14 protein-coding genes are annotated in these 14,992 nt (G+C 74.5%); 5 read left to right on the top strand and 9 right to left on the bottom strand.

Going from position 1 to position 14,992, the window contains the following annotated elements; genetic code table 11:
* Window positions 1-70 precede the first annotated feature (70 nt).
* The gene (locus VEW93_10420) at window positions 71-1,489 is read left to right on the top strand and encodes a CCA tRNA nucleotidyltransferase (GenBank protein HYI62206.1); all 1,419 of its coding nucleotides are present in this window, start codon (window positions 71-73) and stop codon (window positions 1,487-1,489) included.
* A gap of 41 nt (window positions 1,490-1,530) precedes the next feature.
* On the opposite strand, the gene VEW93_10425 is transcribed toward VEW93_10420, so the two are convergent.
* A complete protein-coding gene (locus tag VEW93_10425; GenBank protein ID HYI62207.1) occupies window positions 1,531-1,944 on the bottom strand; it encodes a hypothetical protein in 414 nt (137 codons plus the stop codon).
* A 181-nt stretch (window positions 1,945-2,125) separates the two neighbouring features.
* Between VEW93_10425 and VEW93_10430 the strand changes: the two genes are divergently transcribed.
* Both VEW93_10430 and VEW93_10435 read left to right on the top strand, forming a co-directional pair.
* Entirely contained in the window at window positions 2,126-3,517 is a 1,392-nt protein-coding gene (locus VEW93_10430; protein ID HYI62208.1) for an FAD-linked oxidase C-terminal domain-containing protein, read from the top strand.
* 48 nt (window positions 3,518-3,565) lie between these two features.
* Entirely contained in the window at window positions 3,566-5,122 is a 1,557-nt protein-coding gene (locus VEW93_10435; GenBank protein ID HYI62209.1) for an acetolactate synthase large subunit, read from the top strand.
* Window positions 5,123-5,144: 22 nt separating this feature from the next.
* Here the strand turns inward: VEW93_10435 and VEW93_10440 are convergent, their stop codons facing one another.
* Together VEW93_10440 and VEW93_10445 are read right to left on the bottom strand one after the other, a co-directional pair.
* Window positions 5,145-5,930 carry a class I SAM-dependent methyltransferase gene (locus VEW93_10440; GenBank protein ID HYI62210.1) on the bottom strand — a complete coding sequence of 262 codons (786 nt, stop codon included), beginning with the start codon at window positions 5,928-5,930 and terminating at the stop codon, window positions 5,145-5,147.
* A gap of 40 nt (window positions 5,931-5,970) precedes the next feature.
* Window positions 5,971-6,384 carry a DUF5318 family protein gene (locus tag VEW93_10445; protein ID HYI62211.1) on the bottom strand — a complete coding sequence of 138 codons (414 nt, stop codon included), beginning with the start codon at window positions 6,382-6,384 and terminating at the stop codon, window positions 5,971-5,973.
* Window positions 6,385-6,568: 184 nt separating this feature from the next.
* On the opposite strand from VEW93_10445, the gene VEW93_10450 reads away from it, so the two are divergent.
* Entirely contained in the window at window positions 6,569-8,758 is a 2,190-nt protein-coding gene (locus tag VEW93_10450; GenBank protein ID HYI62212.1) for a PBP1A family penicillin-binding protein, read from the top strand.
* On the opposite strand, the gene VEW93_10455 is transcribed toward VEW93_10450, so the two are convergent.
* A complete protein-coding gene (locus VEW93_10455; GenBank protein HYI62213.1) occupies window positions 8,755-8,949 on the bottom strand; it encodes a hypothetical protein in 195 nt (64 codons plus the stop codon). The two genes, VEW93_10450 and VEW93_10455, sit on opposite strands and share 4 nt — an antisense overlap.
* A 135-nt stretch (window positions 8,950-9,084) precedes the next feature.
* Here VEW93_10455 and panB point away from each other — a divergent pair, with 135 nt between their 5' ends.
* Window positions 9,085-9,963, top strand: a complete 879-nt coding sequence (gene panB / locus VEW93_10460; GenBank protein HYI62214.1) for a 3-methyl-2-oxobutanoate hydroxymethyltransferase — start codon at window positions 9,085-9,087, stop codon at window positions 9,961-9,963.
* On the opposite strand, the gene VEW93_10465 is transcribed toward panB, so the two are convergent.
* From VEW93_10465 to VEW93_10485, 5 genes are read right to left on the bottom strand one after another with little or no spacing between them, the layout of a single operon-like run.
* Window positions 9,945-10,853 carry a TauD/TfdA family dioxygenase gene (locus VEW93_10465; GenBank protein ID HYI62215.1) on the bottom strand — a complete coding sequence of 303 codons (909 nt, stop codon included), beginning with the start codon at window positions 10,851-10,853 and terminating at the stop codon, window positions 9,945-9,947. The genes panB and VEW93_10465 overlap by 19 nt on opposite strands.
* On the bottom strand, window positions 10,846-12,126 hold the full coding sequence (locus VEW93_10470; GenBank protein ID HYI62216.1) for an aminotransferase class I/II-fold pyridoxal phosphate-dependent enzyme: 1,281 nt from the start codon (window positions 12,124-12,126) through the stop codon (window positions 10,846-10,848). The genes VEW93_10465 and VEW93_10470 overlap by 8 nt, the downstream gene beginning before the upstream one ends.
* A 3-nt stretch (window positions 12,127-12,129) precedes the next feature.
* Window positions 12,130-12,966 carry a 2,3,4,5-tetrahydropyridine-2,6-dicarboxylate N-succinyltransferase gene (locus VEW93_10475; GenBank protein HYI62217.1) on the bottom strand — a complete coding sequence of 279 codons (837 nt, stop codon included), beginning with the start codon at window positions 12,964-12,966 and terminating at the stop codon, window positions 12,130-12,132.
* A 1-nt stretch (window position 12,967) separates the two neighbouring features.
* A complete protein-coding gene (locus tag VEW93_10480; protein HYI62218.1) occupies window positions 12,968-14,260 on the bottom strand; it encodes a diaminopimelate decarboxylase in 1,293 nt (430 codons plus the stop codon).
* A gap of 32 nt (window positions 14,261-14,292) precedes the next feature.
* Window positions 14,293-14,988: a hypothetical protein gene (locus tag VEW93_10485; protein HYI62219.1), complete on the bottom strand. Its 696-nt coding sequence runs from the start codon at window positions 14,986-14,988 to the stop codon at window positions 14,293-14,295.
* Between the last annotated feature and the right edge of the window lie 4 nt (window positions 14,989-14,992).

The following is a 14,992-nucleotide window of genomic DNA, read 5'->3' on the forward strand; positions in this document are numbered from 1 at the left end:
GCCGCTGGCGCCCCCCGGGTGACGGGCATCGGAGGAGGATCGGCCGGAGGTCGGCGCCTACCGTGAGCCGGTGACCCCGGACCGCTTCCAGGCCACCCTCGCCGAGGTGCGGCCCCTGGCCGACGCCTTCACCGCCGCCGGCCACCGGCTCTACCTGGTCGGTGGCATCGTGCGCGACCACTTCCTGGGCCGGGACCTGGGCCCCGACGCCGACATCGACCTGACCACCGACGCCCGGCCCGACGCCATCCTGGACCTGGTCCGCCCCCTGGCCGACGCCGTGTGGGAGCAGGGCGCCCGCTTCGGCACCATCGGTTGCCGGATCGGCGGGCGCGCCTTCGAGGTCACCACCCACCGGGCCGAGGCCTACACCTCGGAGAGCCGGAAGCCCGAGGTCACGTTCTCCGACGCCATCGAGGCCGACCTGTCCCGCCGGGACTTCACCGTCAACGCCATGGCCCTGGAGGTGCCCGAGCCCCGCCTGGTCGACCCCTTCGACGGGGCCACCGACCTGGCCGGCGGCCGGCTGCGCACCCCGCTGGCCCCCGAGGTCTCGTTCTCCGACGACCCCCTGCGCATGATGCGGGCGGCCCGGTTCATCGCCGGCTACGGCCTGGAGCCCGACCCGGACCTGCTGGAGGCGGTGCGGGCCATGGCCGGCCGGCTGGAGATCGTCTCGGCCGAGCGCATCCGCGACGAGCTGGACAAGCTGATGGTGGTGGACGACCCGGCGGCCGGGCTGTGGTTCCTGCACGACACCGGCCTGGCCGACCAGTTCTTCCCCGAGCTGCCGGCCATGCGCCTGGAGCAGGACCCCATCCACCGGCACAAGGACGTGCTGGCCCACACCCTCGCCGTGGTCGGCAAGGTGCGGGCCCGGCACGACGACGGCACCCCCAACCGCATCACCCGCCTGGCCGCCCTGTTCCACGACGTGGGCAAGCCCAAGACCCGCTCCTACGCCCAGGGCAAGGGCGTGTCGTTCCACCACCACGAGGTGGTCGGGGCCCGCATGACCCGCGAGCGCATGACCGCCCTCAAGTACTCCAACGACGACGTCGAGGCGGTGACCTCACTGGTGGAGCTGCACCTGCGGTTCCACACCTACCGGCTGGGGTGGACCGACTCGGCGGTGCGCCGCTTCGTGCGCGACGCCGGGCCCCTGCTGCCGGAGCTGATCGAGCTCACCCGCTGCGACTGCACCACCCGCAACCAGCGCAAGGCGGCCACCCTGGCCCGGCGCATGGACGAGCTGGAGGAGCGCATCGCCGAGCTGGAGCAGGCCGAGGAGCTGAAGGCCCTGCGCCCCGACCTGGACGGCCGGGCCGTGATGGAGCGCCTGGGCGTCCCCCCCGGTCCCGTGGTGGGCCGGGCCATGGCCTTCCTCATGGAGCTGCGCCTGGAGGAGGGTCCACTGAGTCCCGACGAGGCCGGCCGCCGCCTGGACCAGTGGTGGGCGGCCCAGCAGCCCCCACCCCCACCGGGCTGACCATCGGGCGGCCGTCCGCCGACGGCGGAGGCTGGGCCGCCTCACCGCCGGTGCGAGGTCGGGCCACGCTGCGGCCGGTGGGACGGCCAGCAGTGGGTGGTGATGTAGTCGGTCATGGCTTCCACCGCGGCCTGGATCTCCGGCGGCCAGCTCTCGGTGAGGTTGGAGCCCGGGTCGTCGGGGTCGACGCCTCCCTCGGCCAGGAAGGACCGGTAGGCCTCCAACGAGGTCCGGATCTCGGCGGGGGCCACGTCGCGCAGAGCGGTGATGTCGGCCACGTGCTCGGCCGAGCCGACGTAGGCCTCGGGCTTCTCGCCGGCCAGGGCGTCGGCGGTCGAGCAGAACCGGGCGAGCTCCTCCGGGCTGGGGGGCTCCGGGTCGAGGTCGGTGCGGGGGCCCGCGGTCTCCGCGGGCTGGTCGGGCTCGGCCGCCCGCGGCCCCCGGTCGGTGCTCACCCGTCGGTCACGGGCACGACCCTGACACGCACCACCGCCGGCCATCGGTGACACGGCCGGCGAGAAGGTGGGGCCGGCGGTGAGGCTCCCCGAGCCGCGACCCACCCCGGGACGGCCCGGAGGATGGGGCGTGCCATGATCGGCCCCGCCGCCGACGCCGAGTCCAGGGGGACCGAGCAGCATGGCCGACACCACCGTCCGCCCCGACCTGATCGACGCGCTGGTCGCGGTGGTGGGCGAGGCCCACGTCGCCACCGGCGCAGCCATCGCCGAGGACGACACCCACGACGAGGCCCTCACCGTCACCCCCGTCACCCCCCTGGCCGTGGTCCGGCCGGCCACCACGGCCGAGGTGGCGGCCGTGCTGCGGGCCGCGGACGAGGCCCGGGTGCCGGTCACGGCCCGGGGCTCGGGCACCGGCCTCTCCGGGGCCGCGGTGCCGGTGGAGGGCGGCATCGTCGTGGCCTTCGACCGCATGAAGGCCGTCCTGGAGATCGACACCGAGAACCACATGGCCGTGGTCCAGCCCGGCCTCACCCTGGCCGAGCTGGACGACGCCCTCCGGCCCCACGGCCTCGTCTACCCGGTGTTCCCCGGTGAGAACAGCGCCAGCCTGGGCGGCAACGTCAACACCAACGCCGGTGGGATGCGGGCCGTGAAGTACGGCGTGACCCGGCACCACGTCCTGGGCCTGGAGATGGTGCTGCCCTCCGGCGAGGTCCTCCGCACCGGCGGCAAGGTGGTGAAGGCCACCTCCGGCTACGACCTGACCCAGCTGGTCATCGGATCCGAGGGCACCCTGGCCCTGGTCACCGAGGTGACCCTCAAGCTCCACCCTCGCCTGGAGCACTCGGCCACCGTGCTGGCCCCCTTCGCCACCCTGGACGAGGTCACCGCGGTGGTGCCCGAGGTGGTGCGCAGCGGCATCCAGCCCATGATCGTGGAGTACATCGACCTGCTGACCATGGCGGCGGCCACCGCCTTCGTGGGCCTGGACCTGGGCATCCCCACCGACGTCAAGGAGAAGGCCCTGGCCTACCTGGTCATCGTGGTCGAGGGCCGCACCGCCGAGCGGGTCGAGGAGGACACCGCCCTGGTGGCCGAGATGCTGGGCGGGGCGGGGGCCATAGACGTCTACGTGCTGCCGGCGACGGCCGGGCCCGGGCTGATCGACGCCCGGGAGAAGGCGTTCTGGGTGGCCAAGGCCAACGGCGCCAACGACATCGTGGACGTGGTCGTGCCCCGGGCCTCCATGCCCGCCTACCTGGCCCGGGTGAGCGAGGTCGCCGGCGCCACCGGGTCGTGGATCGCCGGCTGCGGCCACGCCGGCGACGGCAACGTCCACCTCTCGATCTTCCAGGCCGACGACGCGGTGCGCACCGCGGCGCTGCGGGACGTGTTCCAGGCCGGCATCGACCTGGGGGGCGCCATCTCCGGCGAGCACGGCATCGGCACCGAGAAGCAGCACCTGTTCCTGGATCTGGAGGACCCGGCCAAGCTGGCCCTCATGGGCCGGGTCAAGGCTGCCTTCGACCCCCACGGCACCCTCAACCCCGGCACCCTCCTGGGCTGAGGCCCGCCCTGGCGGTGTCGGCGGCGCCGACCTGTCATCCTGAGCGCCGTGAACGGCGCTCAGGCTCTCATCCGCACGCTCGTCTCCTGTGGGGTCGAGGTGTGCTTCACCAACCCGGGGACCTCGGAGATGCACTTCGTGGCTGCCCTGGACGACGTGCCCGAGATGCGGGGCGTGCTGGGCCTGTTCGAGGGGGTGGTCACCGGGGCCGCCGACGGCTACGCCCGCATGGCCGGCAAGCCGGCCGCCACCCTCCTCCACCTGGGGCCGGGCCTGGCCAACGGCTGGGCCAACCTCCACAACGCCCGTCGGGCCCACACCCCGGTGTTGAACATCGTGGGCGACCACGCCCTGCCCCACAAGCCGCTGGACGCCCCCCTGGAGAGCGACATCGAGGCCGTGGCCGGCGCGGTGTCGGGCTGGGTGCGCACCTCCGGCGCCACCGAGGACCTGGCCCAGGACGCGGCCGAGGCCGTGCGCGCCGCCATGGGGCCGCCGGGGCAGGTGGCCACCCTCATCCTCCCGGCCGACGTGTCGTGGGGCGAGGCCCGCGGCCCGGCCGAGCCGGCCTCGGCCCCGGCCGTGCCCGCTCCTGACGCGGAGGTGATCGCCCGGGTGGTCGACGTCCTGCGGGGCGACGAGCCGGCCGGCCTGCTGGTCGGGGGCCGGGTGGTGGTGGCCGAGGCCGGCCTGGTGGCCGCCGCCCGGGTCGCCGCCGCGGGGAGCGCCACCCTGCTGTGCGAGACGTTCCCGGCCCGCCTGGCCCGGGGCGCCGGCCTGCCCCCCGTCGACCGCCTGGCCTACCTGGCCGAGTTCGCCGAGATGCAGCTGGCCGGCCTGCGGCACCTGGTGGTGGTGGACACCAAGGTGCCGGTGAGCTTCTTCGCCTACCCGGGCAAGGCCAGCGAGCTGGTGCCCGAGGGCTGCGAGGTCCACGTCCTGGCCCAGGGGGCGGTCGACCCGGTGGCCGCCCTGGAGGCGGTGGCCGAGGCCCTGGGGGCGCCGCACGAGGTGGCCCGGGCCGAGCCGTCCCGCCCCGAGGCCCCCACCGGGGCCCTGACCGCCCAGACCATGGCCGAGGCCCTGGGCCACCTGCTGCCCGACGGGGCCGTGGTGGCCGACGAGGGCAACACCGCCGGCCTGTTCGTCTCGGGGGCCACCGCCGGCTGCCCGGCGCACGACTGGCTGACCCTCACCGGCGGCTCCATCGGCCTGGGCCTGCCTTTGGCCGCCGGGGCGGCGGTGGGCGCCCCCGACCGCAAGGTGGTGTGCCTCCAGGCCGACGGCTCGGCCATGTACACGCTCCAGGCCCTGTGGACCATGGCCCGCGAGGACCTGGACGTCACCACCATCCTGCTCAACAACCGCAGCTACGCCATCCTGAACCTGGAGCTGGCCCGGGTGGGCGCCACCGACCCCGGCCCCGCGGCCCTGTCCATGCTCGACCTGAGCAACCCGGACATGGACTTCACCGCCCTGGCCCAGGGCATGGGCGTGACCGCCGAGCGGGCCACCACGGCCGAGGAGTTCACCGCCGCCCTGGCCCGCGCCCTGGCCCACCCCGGCCCTGCCCTGGTCGAAGCCATCCTCCCCCCGACCCTGTAACCCCTCGATCCGGGACCGGCGATCAGGTGCCGTGCTTGCGGGCGCGGAGGAGGAGGGTGGGGGGGACCCAGGCCATGGCCTCGGTCCACTGGGCGGCCGGGACCTGCTCGCGGCGGGCCGGGGGCTCCAGGAGCTGATCGACCCGGAAGTTGGCTCGCAGCAGCGACGTGAACACCCCCGAGGTGGTGCGGGGTACGTCGGTCACCCGGTCGCCGCCCCGGTCCACGACGTAGGGGGTGTCGTCGTGGTAGGTGCGGACCGGCGCCGGCGGCGACCCCGACGAGGGTTGGAGGGCGGTGGGGCCGGCCACGAACATGGTGAGGGCCGGGTGGGGGAGCGAGAACACCAGGGGCGCCTCGGGGCGCAGCACCCGGTGGACCTGGCGGAACACCCGGTCCAGGTCGGGTACCTCGGCCAGGGAGTAGGCGGCGAAGGCCACGTCGATGCCGTCGGCCCGCACGAAGGCCAGCTCGGCCAGGTTGGCCTGCTGGACCTCGATCCGGACCTCGGCCTCCTCGGCCGCCCGTCGGGTGGCCTCGACCTGCTCGGGGGCGGGGTCGACGGCGATGACCTTGGCCCCGGCCCGGGCGAAGGCCACCGAGGCGTGCCCGGCCCCGCACCCCAGGTCCAGCACCCGCTTGCCCTCCAGCGAGCCCAAGAGGCGCAGCTCGGCCTCGGTGGGCAGGCCGGGCCCGTAGGTGGCCACGTCGGTGGGGAGGCTCGCCCCGTCGGGGGTGGCGGTGGTGAAGCGCGACCAGGGGGGGCGGGACGCGCCGGGTGACGGGGATCCGGGGGAGAGGTCGGCCATCACCCGAGTCTCGCCCCGCCCCCGGCCGGTGGCGCGGATGTCAGGGGGCGGCGCGCCGGGCCTGGTCGCCGCGGCCCAGGGCCCAGGTGCGGGCCAGGTGGTTCCAGCCGCAGCCCGGGCACACCTCGACCACGTAGCAGGTGTAGGTGCCGGCCTGGTTGTTGAACCGGCGCAGCTCGGCCTTGGTGGTGATGCACCGGCCGAAGGCCGGCAGCCGGGGGCCGAACACGTAGGAGACGAGGACGAGCTTCTCCTCCTCGCAGATCGGGCAGTCGGCCCGGGTGACGTCGCCGACCTGGCGAGCGGCCCGCAGGAGCTCGGGGTGGGCGTCGCACACCTCGTTGCGGGCCAGGCGGCCGCGCTTGTGCTCGGCGATCAGGTGGCGCCGAGCCAGGCGGTAGTCGATCTGCCCACCTGGTCGGGCGCCCCGCATCTCGTCGGGGCGGAAGGGCACGGCCCGAGGCTAGCGGCGGTCTCCGGGCCCTGCGCCGGCTCCCCGGCATCGCCCCCGCCGGGCCCGGCCGGTACGCTCTGCCGTCGGCCCGGGTCCCGCCGGCCCCTCCGCCGCGGACCCTCCCTGCCGCCCCCCGCTCATGGCCCTGCGTCGACGCCGCACCGTTCCCGCCCACAACCTGAAGGTGACGCGCTCGGGCGCGGTCAAGCGGCGGAACGTCTTCTGGCGCTGGCGCCGGCTGTTCTACCTGGCCACCCTGGTCCTGGTGGTGGCCGTGGCCGGGGTGGGCTTCGTGGTGTCGCAGATCGAGTTGCCCGAGGCCCCGGCCGCCGCCGACCAGACCACGTTCATCTGCACCATCGAGGTGGCCGCCGGCCAGTGCGACGAGTCCACCGCCATCGCCCAGCTCCACGGCGAGGAGGACCGGGTCAACGTCACGCTCGACCAGGTGCCCCAGGTGGTCATCGATGCCGTCATCGCCGCCGAGGACCGGGACTTCTTCGCCCATGGCGGCGTCGACCCGGTGGGCATCAGCCGGGCGGCGTGGAGCGACATCCGGAACAGCTCGGCGTCGCAGCAGGGTGGCTCGACCATCACCCAGCAGTACGTCAAGAACGTCTACCTCTCCAACGAGCGCACGCTGTCGCGGAAGGTCCGCGAGGCGGTGATGGCGGTGAAGCTGGAGCAGGAGCTCTCCAAGGAGCAGATCCTGGAGAACTACCTGAACACCATCTACTTCGGGCGCGGGGCCTACGGCATCCAGGCCGCCAGCCGGGCCTACTTCGTGAAGGACGTGGGCCAGCTCACGTTGCCGGACGCGGCCCTGCTGGCCGGTCTGATCCGCTCCCCGCAGCGGGCCGAGCCCTACACGTTCCCCGAGGAGGCCCGCCGCCGCCGGCGCACGGTGCTCGACGCCATGCTCGAGGAGCAGATGATCACCGAGGACGAGCGGGACCTCTCCGACGCCTGGCCCTTCGACCTGGCCCACGGCCTGGCCCTGTGGAGCCCCAGCGACGGGGTCGAGGTGCGAGGCGACGCCCGGGCCGTCGGCGGCGAGTACTTCGTGGAGTACGTGCGGGCCCAGCTGGCCCGCCGCTACGGCGACGACGCCGTGTTCGGGGGCGGCCTGCGGGTCTACACCACGCTCGACATGCGGTTGCAGGCCAACGCCTTCGAGGCGGTGACCACCACCCTGAACCAGCTCGGTGACCCGGCGGGCTCGCTGGTGGCCATCGACGAGGCCGGGCAGGTCCGGGCCATGATGGGCGGCACCGACTACGCCAACCAGTCGGTCAACCTGGCCGTGGGCGACGAGGGGGGCGGCAGCGGCCGCCAACCCGGGTCCACGTTCAAGGCCTTCGCCCTGGCCCAGGCCCTGCGGGAGGGCTACTCCATCGAGTCCCTCATCCCGTCGCCGTCCCGGAAGATCTTCCCCGACGCCAACGACGGCAGCGACTGGGACGTGGTGGGGGGCTGCTGCGGGGGCACGGCCACGCTGGTGGAGGCCACGGCCGCCTCGTCCAACACCGCCTACGCCCAGCTGGCACTGGACCTGGGCATCGAGAACGTCATCCAGATGGCCCGCGACCTGGGGGTCGCCTCCGACTTCCCGGCCGTGGTGCCGTCGGTGGTGCTGGGCTCGTCGGACGTCTCGGTGCTGGACATGGCCGCCGCCTACTCGACCTTCGCCAACCTCGGCACCCGCATCGAACCCCGGGTCATCACCAGGGTCGAGCGGGCCGACGGCTCCCTGGTGGAGGAGTTCACGGCCTCCACCCAGCAGGTGCTCACCCCCGACCAGGCGTCGCGGGTCACCTACGCCCTGGAGAAGGTGGTCCAGGACGGCACCGGCGAGGAGGCCGACTTCGGCCGGCCGGCGGCCGGCAAGACCGGCACCACCACCGAGAACAAGGACGCCTGGTTCGTGGGCTACACCCCGAAGCTCACCGCCGCGGTGTGGATGGGCTACGTGACCCCGGCGGTGATGGACAGCGTCCACGGTGAGACGGTGCAGGGCGGCAACCTCCCGGCCCGCATCTGGCGCCGGTTCATGGAGCTGGCCACCGCCGGGGTGGACACGGGGGCCTTCACCGCGCCCGCCGACCTGTCCGTGGGGCGTCCGCTCGACGAGGGGCTGGGGGCGGCCGGCGACGCGGGCGACGGCCCGTCCGGCGGCGCGCCCGACGGCACGGGCCCGACCCCCGGGACCTCCCCCGGCTCGGCGGACCCCACCGGCCCCACCGACCCGTCGGTGCCCGAGGGCCCGTCCCCGGGGGGCACGGCGCCCACGCCGGGCTCGGGCCCCGGGCTCCCCGTGGACCCGGCCGACCCCGACGGAGGCGGCCCGCCCGGGGGCGCGGGGGCGGGTCCCTAGGCTTCGTCGCCGGCGGCCAGCAGGCGGTGGGGGTAGTGGGTGCGGCACGGCACGCACCAGCGCTCCACCCCCTCGACCTCGGTCACCTTGCCCTCGGCGTCCCACGCCTCGGGCGTCACGTAGAGGCGGTGGAGGGCGGTGAGGTCGTCGCGCCCCTCGTCGCCGCAGCTGTCGCAGGTCCCGGTGTCCACGCCGCGAGGCTACGGCTCGGCCCGCCCCGGCCGGGTCGAACCCGTCCCGGGCTGGAGGAGACGGCCCCGGGTCGGTACGCTGCAGGCAACCGCTGGCAGCCACCTGGCGCTGGACGGAGACGAGGAGGACGCCCCATGGGCCCCACCGATCCCGACGCCCGTCGTCGACCCCTCACCGCGCCGGCCATCCGGTCCCGCAAGGTGCGCGACGGGGCGGAACCGCTGGTCATGGTCACCGCCTACGACGCCCCCGGCGCCCGCATCGCCGATGCCGCCGGGGTCGACCTGATCCTGGTGGGCGACAGCCTGGCCATGGTGGTCCTGGGCTACGACGACACCCTGCAGGTCACGGTGGAGGACATGGCCCACCACACCGCGGCGGTGGCCCGGGCCCGGCCCTCGGCCCTGGTTGTCGGGGACCTGCCGTGGATGAGCTACCACGTCGACCGGGCCGACACCGTCCGCAACGCCGCCGCCCTCATCCGGGCCGGCGCCGGCGCGGTCAAGCTGGAGGGCGGCCGCAAGCGCCTGCCCATGGTGGAGGCCCTGGTCGACGCCGAGATCCCGGTCATGGGCCACGTGGGGCTCACGCCGCAGTCGGTGAAGACCATGGGCGGGTTCAAGGTCCAGGGTCGGACCAGCGAGGCCGCCACCCAGATCGTCGGGGCGGCCAAGGCCCTGGCTCACGCCGGGGCCTTCGCGGTGGTGCTGGAGGGGGTGCCCGAGGAGGTGGCCGGCCTGGTCACCGAGGCGGTCGACGTGCCCACCATCGGCATCGGCGCCGGTCCCCACTGCGACGGCCAGGTGCTCGTGTACCACGACGTGCTGGGCATCGAGGATCGCATCACCCCGAAGTTCGTGCGCCGCTACGCGGAGGTGGGCACGGCATCGGTCGAGGCCATCGGCCGCTTCGCCGACGACGTGCGCTCCGGTGCCTTCCCGGGCCCGGCCGAGAGCTACCACCTCTCGGCCGAGGTGGCCGAGACGCTGGGCCTCTACGGCTCGGAGGGCTGAAGGGCCAGGGACTGGCCGGCGGGGGCCGGCTCCGGGGCGGGCACGGCCCGGCCGGTGGCGGTCAGCCCCTTGACGTTGGTGCGGTGCATCCACCGGCGGTGGCGCGTGCCGTCGTACCAGGTGGCCCGGTGCATGGCGCTGCGGTTGTCCCACAGGACGATGTCGCCGGGCTGCCAGCGGTGTCGGTAGGTGAACTGGGGCCGGACCGAGAGCTCCTGCACGAAGGTGACCAGCGGCGCGCTCTGCGACTCGGGCATGCCGTCGATGCGCCAGGGGACGTTGCCGCCGGCGTAGAGGGCCTTGCGCCCGCTCACCTCGTGGCGCCGCACGATGGGGTGGATGATGTCGTCCCACTCGTCCCGCTCCTCGGCCGTGGGCAGCGGCCGGTCGGGGTAGTTGTAGGGCCGGGACTGGACCCGGCTGATGACGACCTCCAGGTCCTCGATCCGCTCCTTGGTCACCTCGGGCAGGGCGTCGTAGGCGGCCACCATGTTGGCGAACCAGGTGTCGCCGCCCACGGGCGGCACCTCGAGGGCGTAGAGCATGGAGCCGGCCGGCGGGTCGACCAGGTAGTGCCCGTCGGTGTGCCACACCCGGCCGCTGACCGGTGAGCCGATCAGCTTGCCGCCCTTGGTGATGTTGGAGAGCACCAGGATCTCGGGGGCCTCCTCCTCGTTGAACTCCGAGCGGGTGTAGGACACCACCTCCCCGAAGCACCGGGTGAAGGCCACGTGCTGGGCGGGGGTCATGGACTGGCCCCGGATGAGCAGGATGGTGGTGTCGATCCACGCCTCGTAGATGCGCTCCACGTCCTTGGCGCTCACGTCGTTGACGTCGACGCCGCGCACCTCGGTGCCGATGGTGTCGGTGATGGGGACCAGGTCAAGCATGGTGGGCCTCGCTGGGGCGGCCGGCCGGGGCCGGGTGGCCCGTCAGCCGGGGGTCGCTTCGGTGGGTGGGGTGCCTGCTCACGCCGCCCTCGCCCGGTCGGGGGGCCACCACGGCCCGGAGCCGGGTGAGGGCGTCGTGCAGGGTGGCCTCGTCGTGGACCAGGGCGACCCGCAGGTGGTCGCGGCCGGGGTTGTCGCCGATGGCGTCGGGGGTGGCCAGGTAGCGGCCGGGCATGACCGAGAGGCCCTGGTCCCGCCACAGGGCCCGGGTGGTCTCGATGTCGTCGACGACGGGGAGCCAGAGGAAGAACCCGGCGTCGGCCCGGCGGTAGGCCGGCAGGTGCCCGAGCACGGCGTCGGCCACCTCCCAGTTGCGGGCCAGGGCGGCCCGGTGCTCGGCCACGTGGGTGTCGTCGGCCCACAGGGCGGCGGCCGCCGCGCACACCGGGGTGGGGGTGGAGACGCCGCACGAGCGGTTGTGGGCCGCGTAGGTGCCGACGGTGGCCGGGTCGCCGGCCACGAACCCGCTGCGCAGGCCGGGGGCCGCGGAGCGCTTGGACAGGGTGTGGACGACGACGAAGGCCCCCGGGCCGGCCAGGCCCCGCTCCACCAGGGAGAGGTAGCCGGTGGGTTCCGGGCCCACGGCCAGGTCGACGTAGCACTCGTCCACGATGAGCACGGCCCCGGCGTCGGCGGCGATGCGGCTCAGCCGGCGGAGGGTCCGGGGCGGGAGGACGTCGCCCTGGGGGTTGCCGGGGGTGCAGGCCACGATGGCGGCCACCCGGCCCCCGGCGGCCTGCACGGCGGCGGCCACCGGGCCCGGGTCGCCCGGGTCGTCGAGGTGGTAGGGCACGGCCCGGGCCCCAACGGTGGCGGTGCCGGCCCGGTAGGTGGGGTAGCCGGGATCGGGCAGCACCACCACGGGGGCGACGCCGTCCTGCCGGGCCGCGGTGGCGGCCAGGGCGATGACGGCGGCCACGGCCTGCTTGGCCCCCGGGGTGGGCTCCACCGTCACCCGGCGGTCGCCGAAGGCGGTGCGGAGCCCGAAGCGGCGCTCCAGCCACCCGGTGTAGGCGGCCCGCAGCTCGTCGGTGCCGCCCAGGGGCGGGTACCGGGTCCACCCGTCGAGGTCGGCGGCCAGGGCCGGGCCCAGAGGGGGGGTCACCAGGCGGGACTCACCCAGGTGGAGGGCCACCGGCTCCCGCCCGGCCGGCGCGTCGATGTCCTCGAGCAGGGCCCGCAGGCGGGCGAAGGCGCTCGGGGCGGCCCGCATCGGTCAGTCCCGCACCAGGTCGTTGAGGGCGGTCTTGCCCCGGGTGCGGTCATCGGCGTACTTGACGATCACCGCGCAGTACACGGAGATCTCGGGGCGGATCCGGTCGGGGCGGGAGCCGGCCACCACCACGGCGTTGGCCGGCACCTCCCCGTGGGTGACCTCGCCGGTGGCCCGGTCGACGATGGGGGTGGAGCGGCCCAGGTAGACCCCCATGCCGATCACCGCGCCGGTCCGGACCCGGACCCCCTCGGCGATCTCGCTGCGGGCGCCGACGAAGACGTCGTCCTCGATGACCACGGGCTGGTCGCCGATGGGCTCCAGCACGCCGCCGATGCCGGCCCCGCCGGAGATGTGGCACCGCTCGCCGACCTGGGCACAGGAGCCGACGGTGGCCCAGGTGTCGACCATGGTGCCCGCCCCGACGTGGGCGCCGATGTTCACGAAGCAGGGCATCAGCACCGCGCCGGGGGCGACGTGGGCGCCGAAGCGGACCACGGCCCCCGGCACCACCCGGACCCGGGCGGCGCGGAAGGCGGCGTCGTCCCAGCCCTCGAACTTGAGCGGCACCTTGTCGAAGGTGCGGGGCCGGCCCGGGCCGGAGTCGGCCACCACCGTGTCGTGGGTCAGGAACGAGAGCAGGATCAGCTTCTTGACCCAGGTGTCGACCACCCAGCGGTCGCCCTCGGGGCGGGCGGCCCGCAGGTCACCCCGGTCCAGGGCGGCCAGGCCGGCCTCGACGTGGGGGGCCAGGGCGGCCAGCTCCGCCGGCGACAGCTCGGCCCGCCGGTCGTAGGCGCCGTCCACCACGGTCGGCAGGTCCAGGTCGGTGTCGGTCACGTCACGCTCCTCGGGTGGTCCCGTGGGCCAGGAGCTGGCGCTGGTCGCCGGCACCCCCCACGGGGACGGGGACCGGCTGGACGGTGGCCAGGTAGTCCTCGACGGTCTCGGCCCGCCGGATCTCCACCAGGTCGTCGTCACCGGTCAGCAGCAGCTCGGCCGGCCGCAGGCGGCCGTTGTAGGTGAAGCCCATGGAGTGGCCGTGGGCGCCGGTGTCGTGCACCAGGGCGATGTCGCCCTCCTGGGGGTCCGGCAGGGGCCGGTCGATGGCGAACTTGTCCATGTTCTCGCACAGCGACCCGACGACGTCGAAGGGCGAGAGGGGGCGGTCGCCGGCGAAGGGGAGGCTCACGTGGTGGTAGGCGCCGTACATGGCCGGGCGCATGAGCGACGACATGGAGGCGTCGAGGCCGACGATCTCGTGGCCCTTGCTGCACCGGGTGACGACCCGGGTCACCAGCACGCCGTGGGGGCCGGTGACGCTGCGGCCCAGCTCGGTGAGGACACGGGGGCCGTCGGGCCCGAAGCAGCGCCGGCGGGCGGTGGCGATGGCCTGGGCGTAGCGGCCGAAGTCGAGCGGCCGGTCCTCCGGCCGGTAGGGGATGCCCAGGCCGCCGCCCACGTTGACGTACTCGAGCTCGACCCCGGCGTCGCGGGCCACCCGGGCCCCCATCTCGACCACGCCCACCGCGGCCTGGACGGCCCGGTCGGTGTCGAGCTCGTTGGCACAGGTCATGCCGTGGATGCCGAACCGGGTGGCGCCCCTGCGGCGGGCGGCCCGGTAGGCGTCGGCCAGGGCGTCGACCGGCACCCCGAACTTGGAGTGGGCGGCATCGCCCATGAGGGTGGAGCGGGCCGCCAGCCCGTTGGGCGAGACCCGGAAGGCCACCACCTCGGGCAGCGTGTCGACCTTGTCGAGCAGGGACCGGTCGTCGAAGGTGATCAGCGCCCCCGCGTCGAGGGCCAGGTGGTACTCCTCCAGGGAGGTGTTGTTGGACGTGAACACCACGTCGTCGCCGGTGGCGCCGAGCCGGCCGGCCAGCACCAGCTCCGTCGTCGACGAGCAGTCCAGGCCGCTGCCCTGGCCCTGGAGCAGGGCCAGGACGTGCGGGTTGGGCAGGGCCTTGACCGCGAAGTGTTGGCGGAACGGCGTGCCTTCGAAGGCGTCCACCATGGCCCGGTGGGTGGCCACTATGCCCCGCTCGTCGTAGACGTGGAACGGGGTGCCGTAGCTGGCCACCGTCTCGGGCAGGAGGGGCAGGAGCCGGCGCGCGAAGTCGTCCGAGAGCGGCACGCCTCAGCCTCCCCGCGCCCCGCCGCGGCCGGTCACGGCACCCGGGCGGTGCAGATGGTGCGGTAGCGCACGCCGCTCACGGGCCGGCTGTAGGGGAAGTAGTAGCTCTCCAGCGGCTCGAAGCCCACGGCGGCCAGGCTCTTGCTCAGGTGGCCCTTGGAGATGAACCAGAAGCCCTCGACCGCGGGGTGGGAGGCGAAGGCGGCCCGCCCGTCGCCCGGGGCGTCGTTGGAGAACACCAGGGTGGCCCCGGAGCGGGGCTGCAGGTCGGCCAGCTTGCCCAGCACCGGCCGCAGCTCCTCGTCGGCGTCGAAGAGGTGCCCGAGGAACCCGTCGGCGTAGATGATGTCGGTGCCGGCCACGTCGGCCGGCTCCAGGGCGTAGTAGTCGGCGGCGAAGGCGTCGACGCCCTTCCTGCGGGTCAGGGCCACCGCCTCCTCGTTGCAGTCGATGGCTCGCACGTCGAGCCCGGCGCTCACCAGGTCGCCCTCCACGAAGCCGTTGCCGCAGCCGAAGGAGAAGACCCGGGCGCCGGCCGGGGCCAGGGACAGGATCTTGCGGGCCATGTAGTCCCGGTACTCGGGGTTGTAGGTGGACGGGGTCACCGAGTCGTTGAAGGCGCCGCCGTCCTCCCAGATCTGGTAGATCGTCCGGTCGTCGGCCCCGGCCGGGCGGGGCACGCAGTAGTAGTCGTGGACCTGGTCCAGGTCCTGGCGGGTGTCGGTCATCGTT

Source organism: Acidimicrobiales bacterium, assembly GCA_035630295.1.
Taxonomy (GTDB): domain Bacteria; phylum Actinomycetota; class Acidimicrobiia; order Acidimicrobiales; family Iamiaceae; genus Iamia.

What these genes read in the sequence shown, in the direction of transcription:
- VEW93_10440 (HYI62210.1), bottom strand. Translation starts at nt 5,930, where the DNA reads ATGGCCGACCTCTCCCCCGGATCCCCGTCACCCGGCGCGTCCCGCCCC.
- VEW93_10485 (HYI62219.1), bottom strand. Translation starts at nt 14,988, where the DNA reads ATGACCGACACCCGCCAGGACCTGGACCAGGTCCACGACTACTACTGC.
- VEW93_10470 (HYI62216.1), bottom strand. Translation starts at nt 12,126, where the DNA reads ATGCGGGCCGCCCCGAGCGCCTTCGCCCGCCTGCGGGCCCTGCTCGAG.
- VEW93_10430 (HYI62208.1), top strand. Translation starts at nt 2,126, where the DNA reads ATGGCCGACACCACCGTCCGCCCCGACCTGATCGACGCGCTGGTCGCG.
- panB (HYI62214.1), top strand. Translation starts at nt 9,085, where the DNA reads ATGGGCCCCACCGATCCCGACGCCCGTCGTCGACCCCTCACCGCGCCG.
- VEW93_10465 (HYI62215.1), bottom strand. Translation starts at nt 10,853, where the DNA reads ATGCTTGACCTGGTCCCCATCACCGACACCATCGGCACCGAGGTGCGC.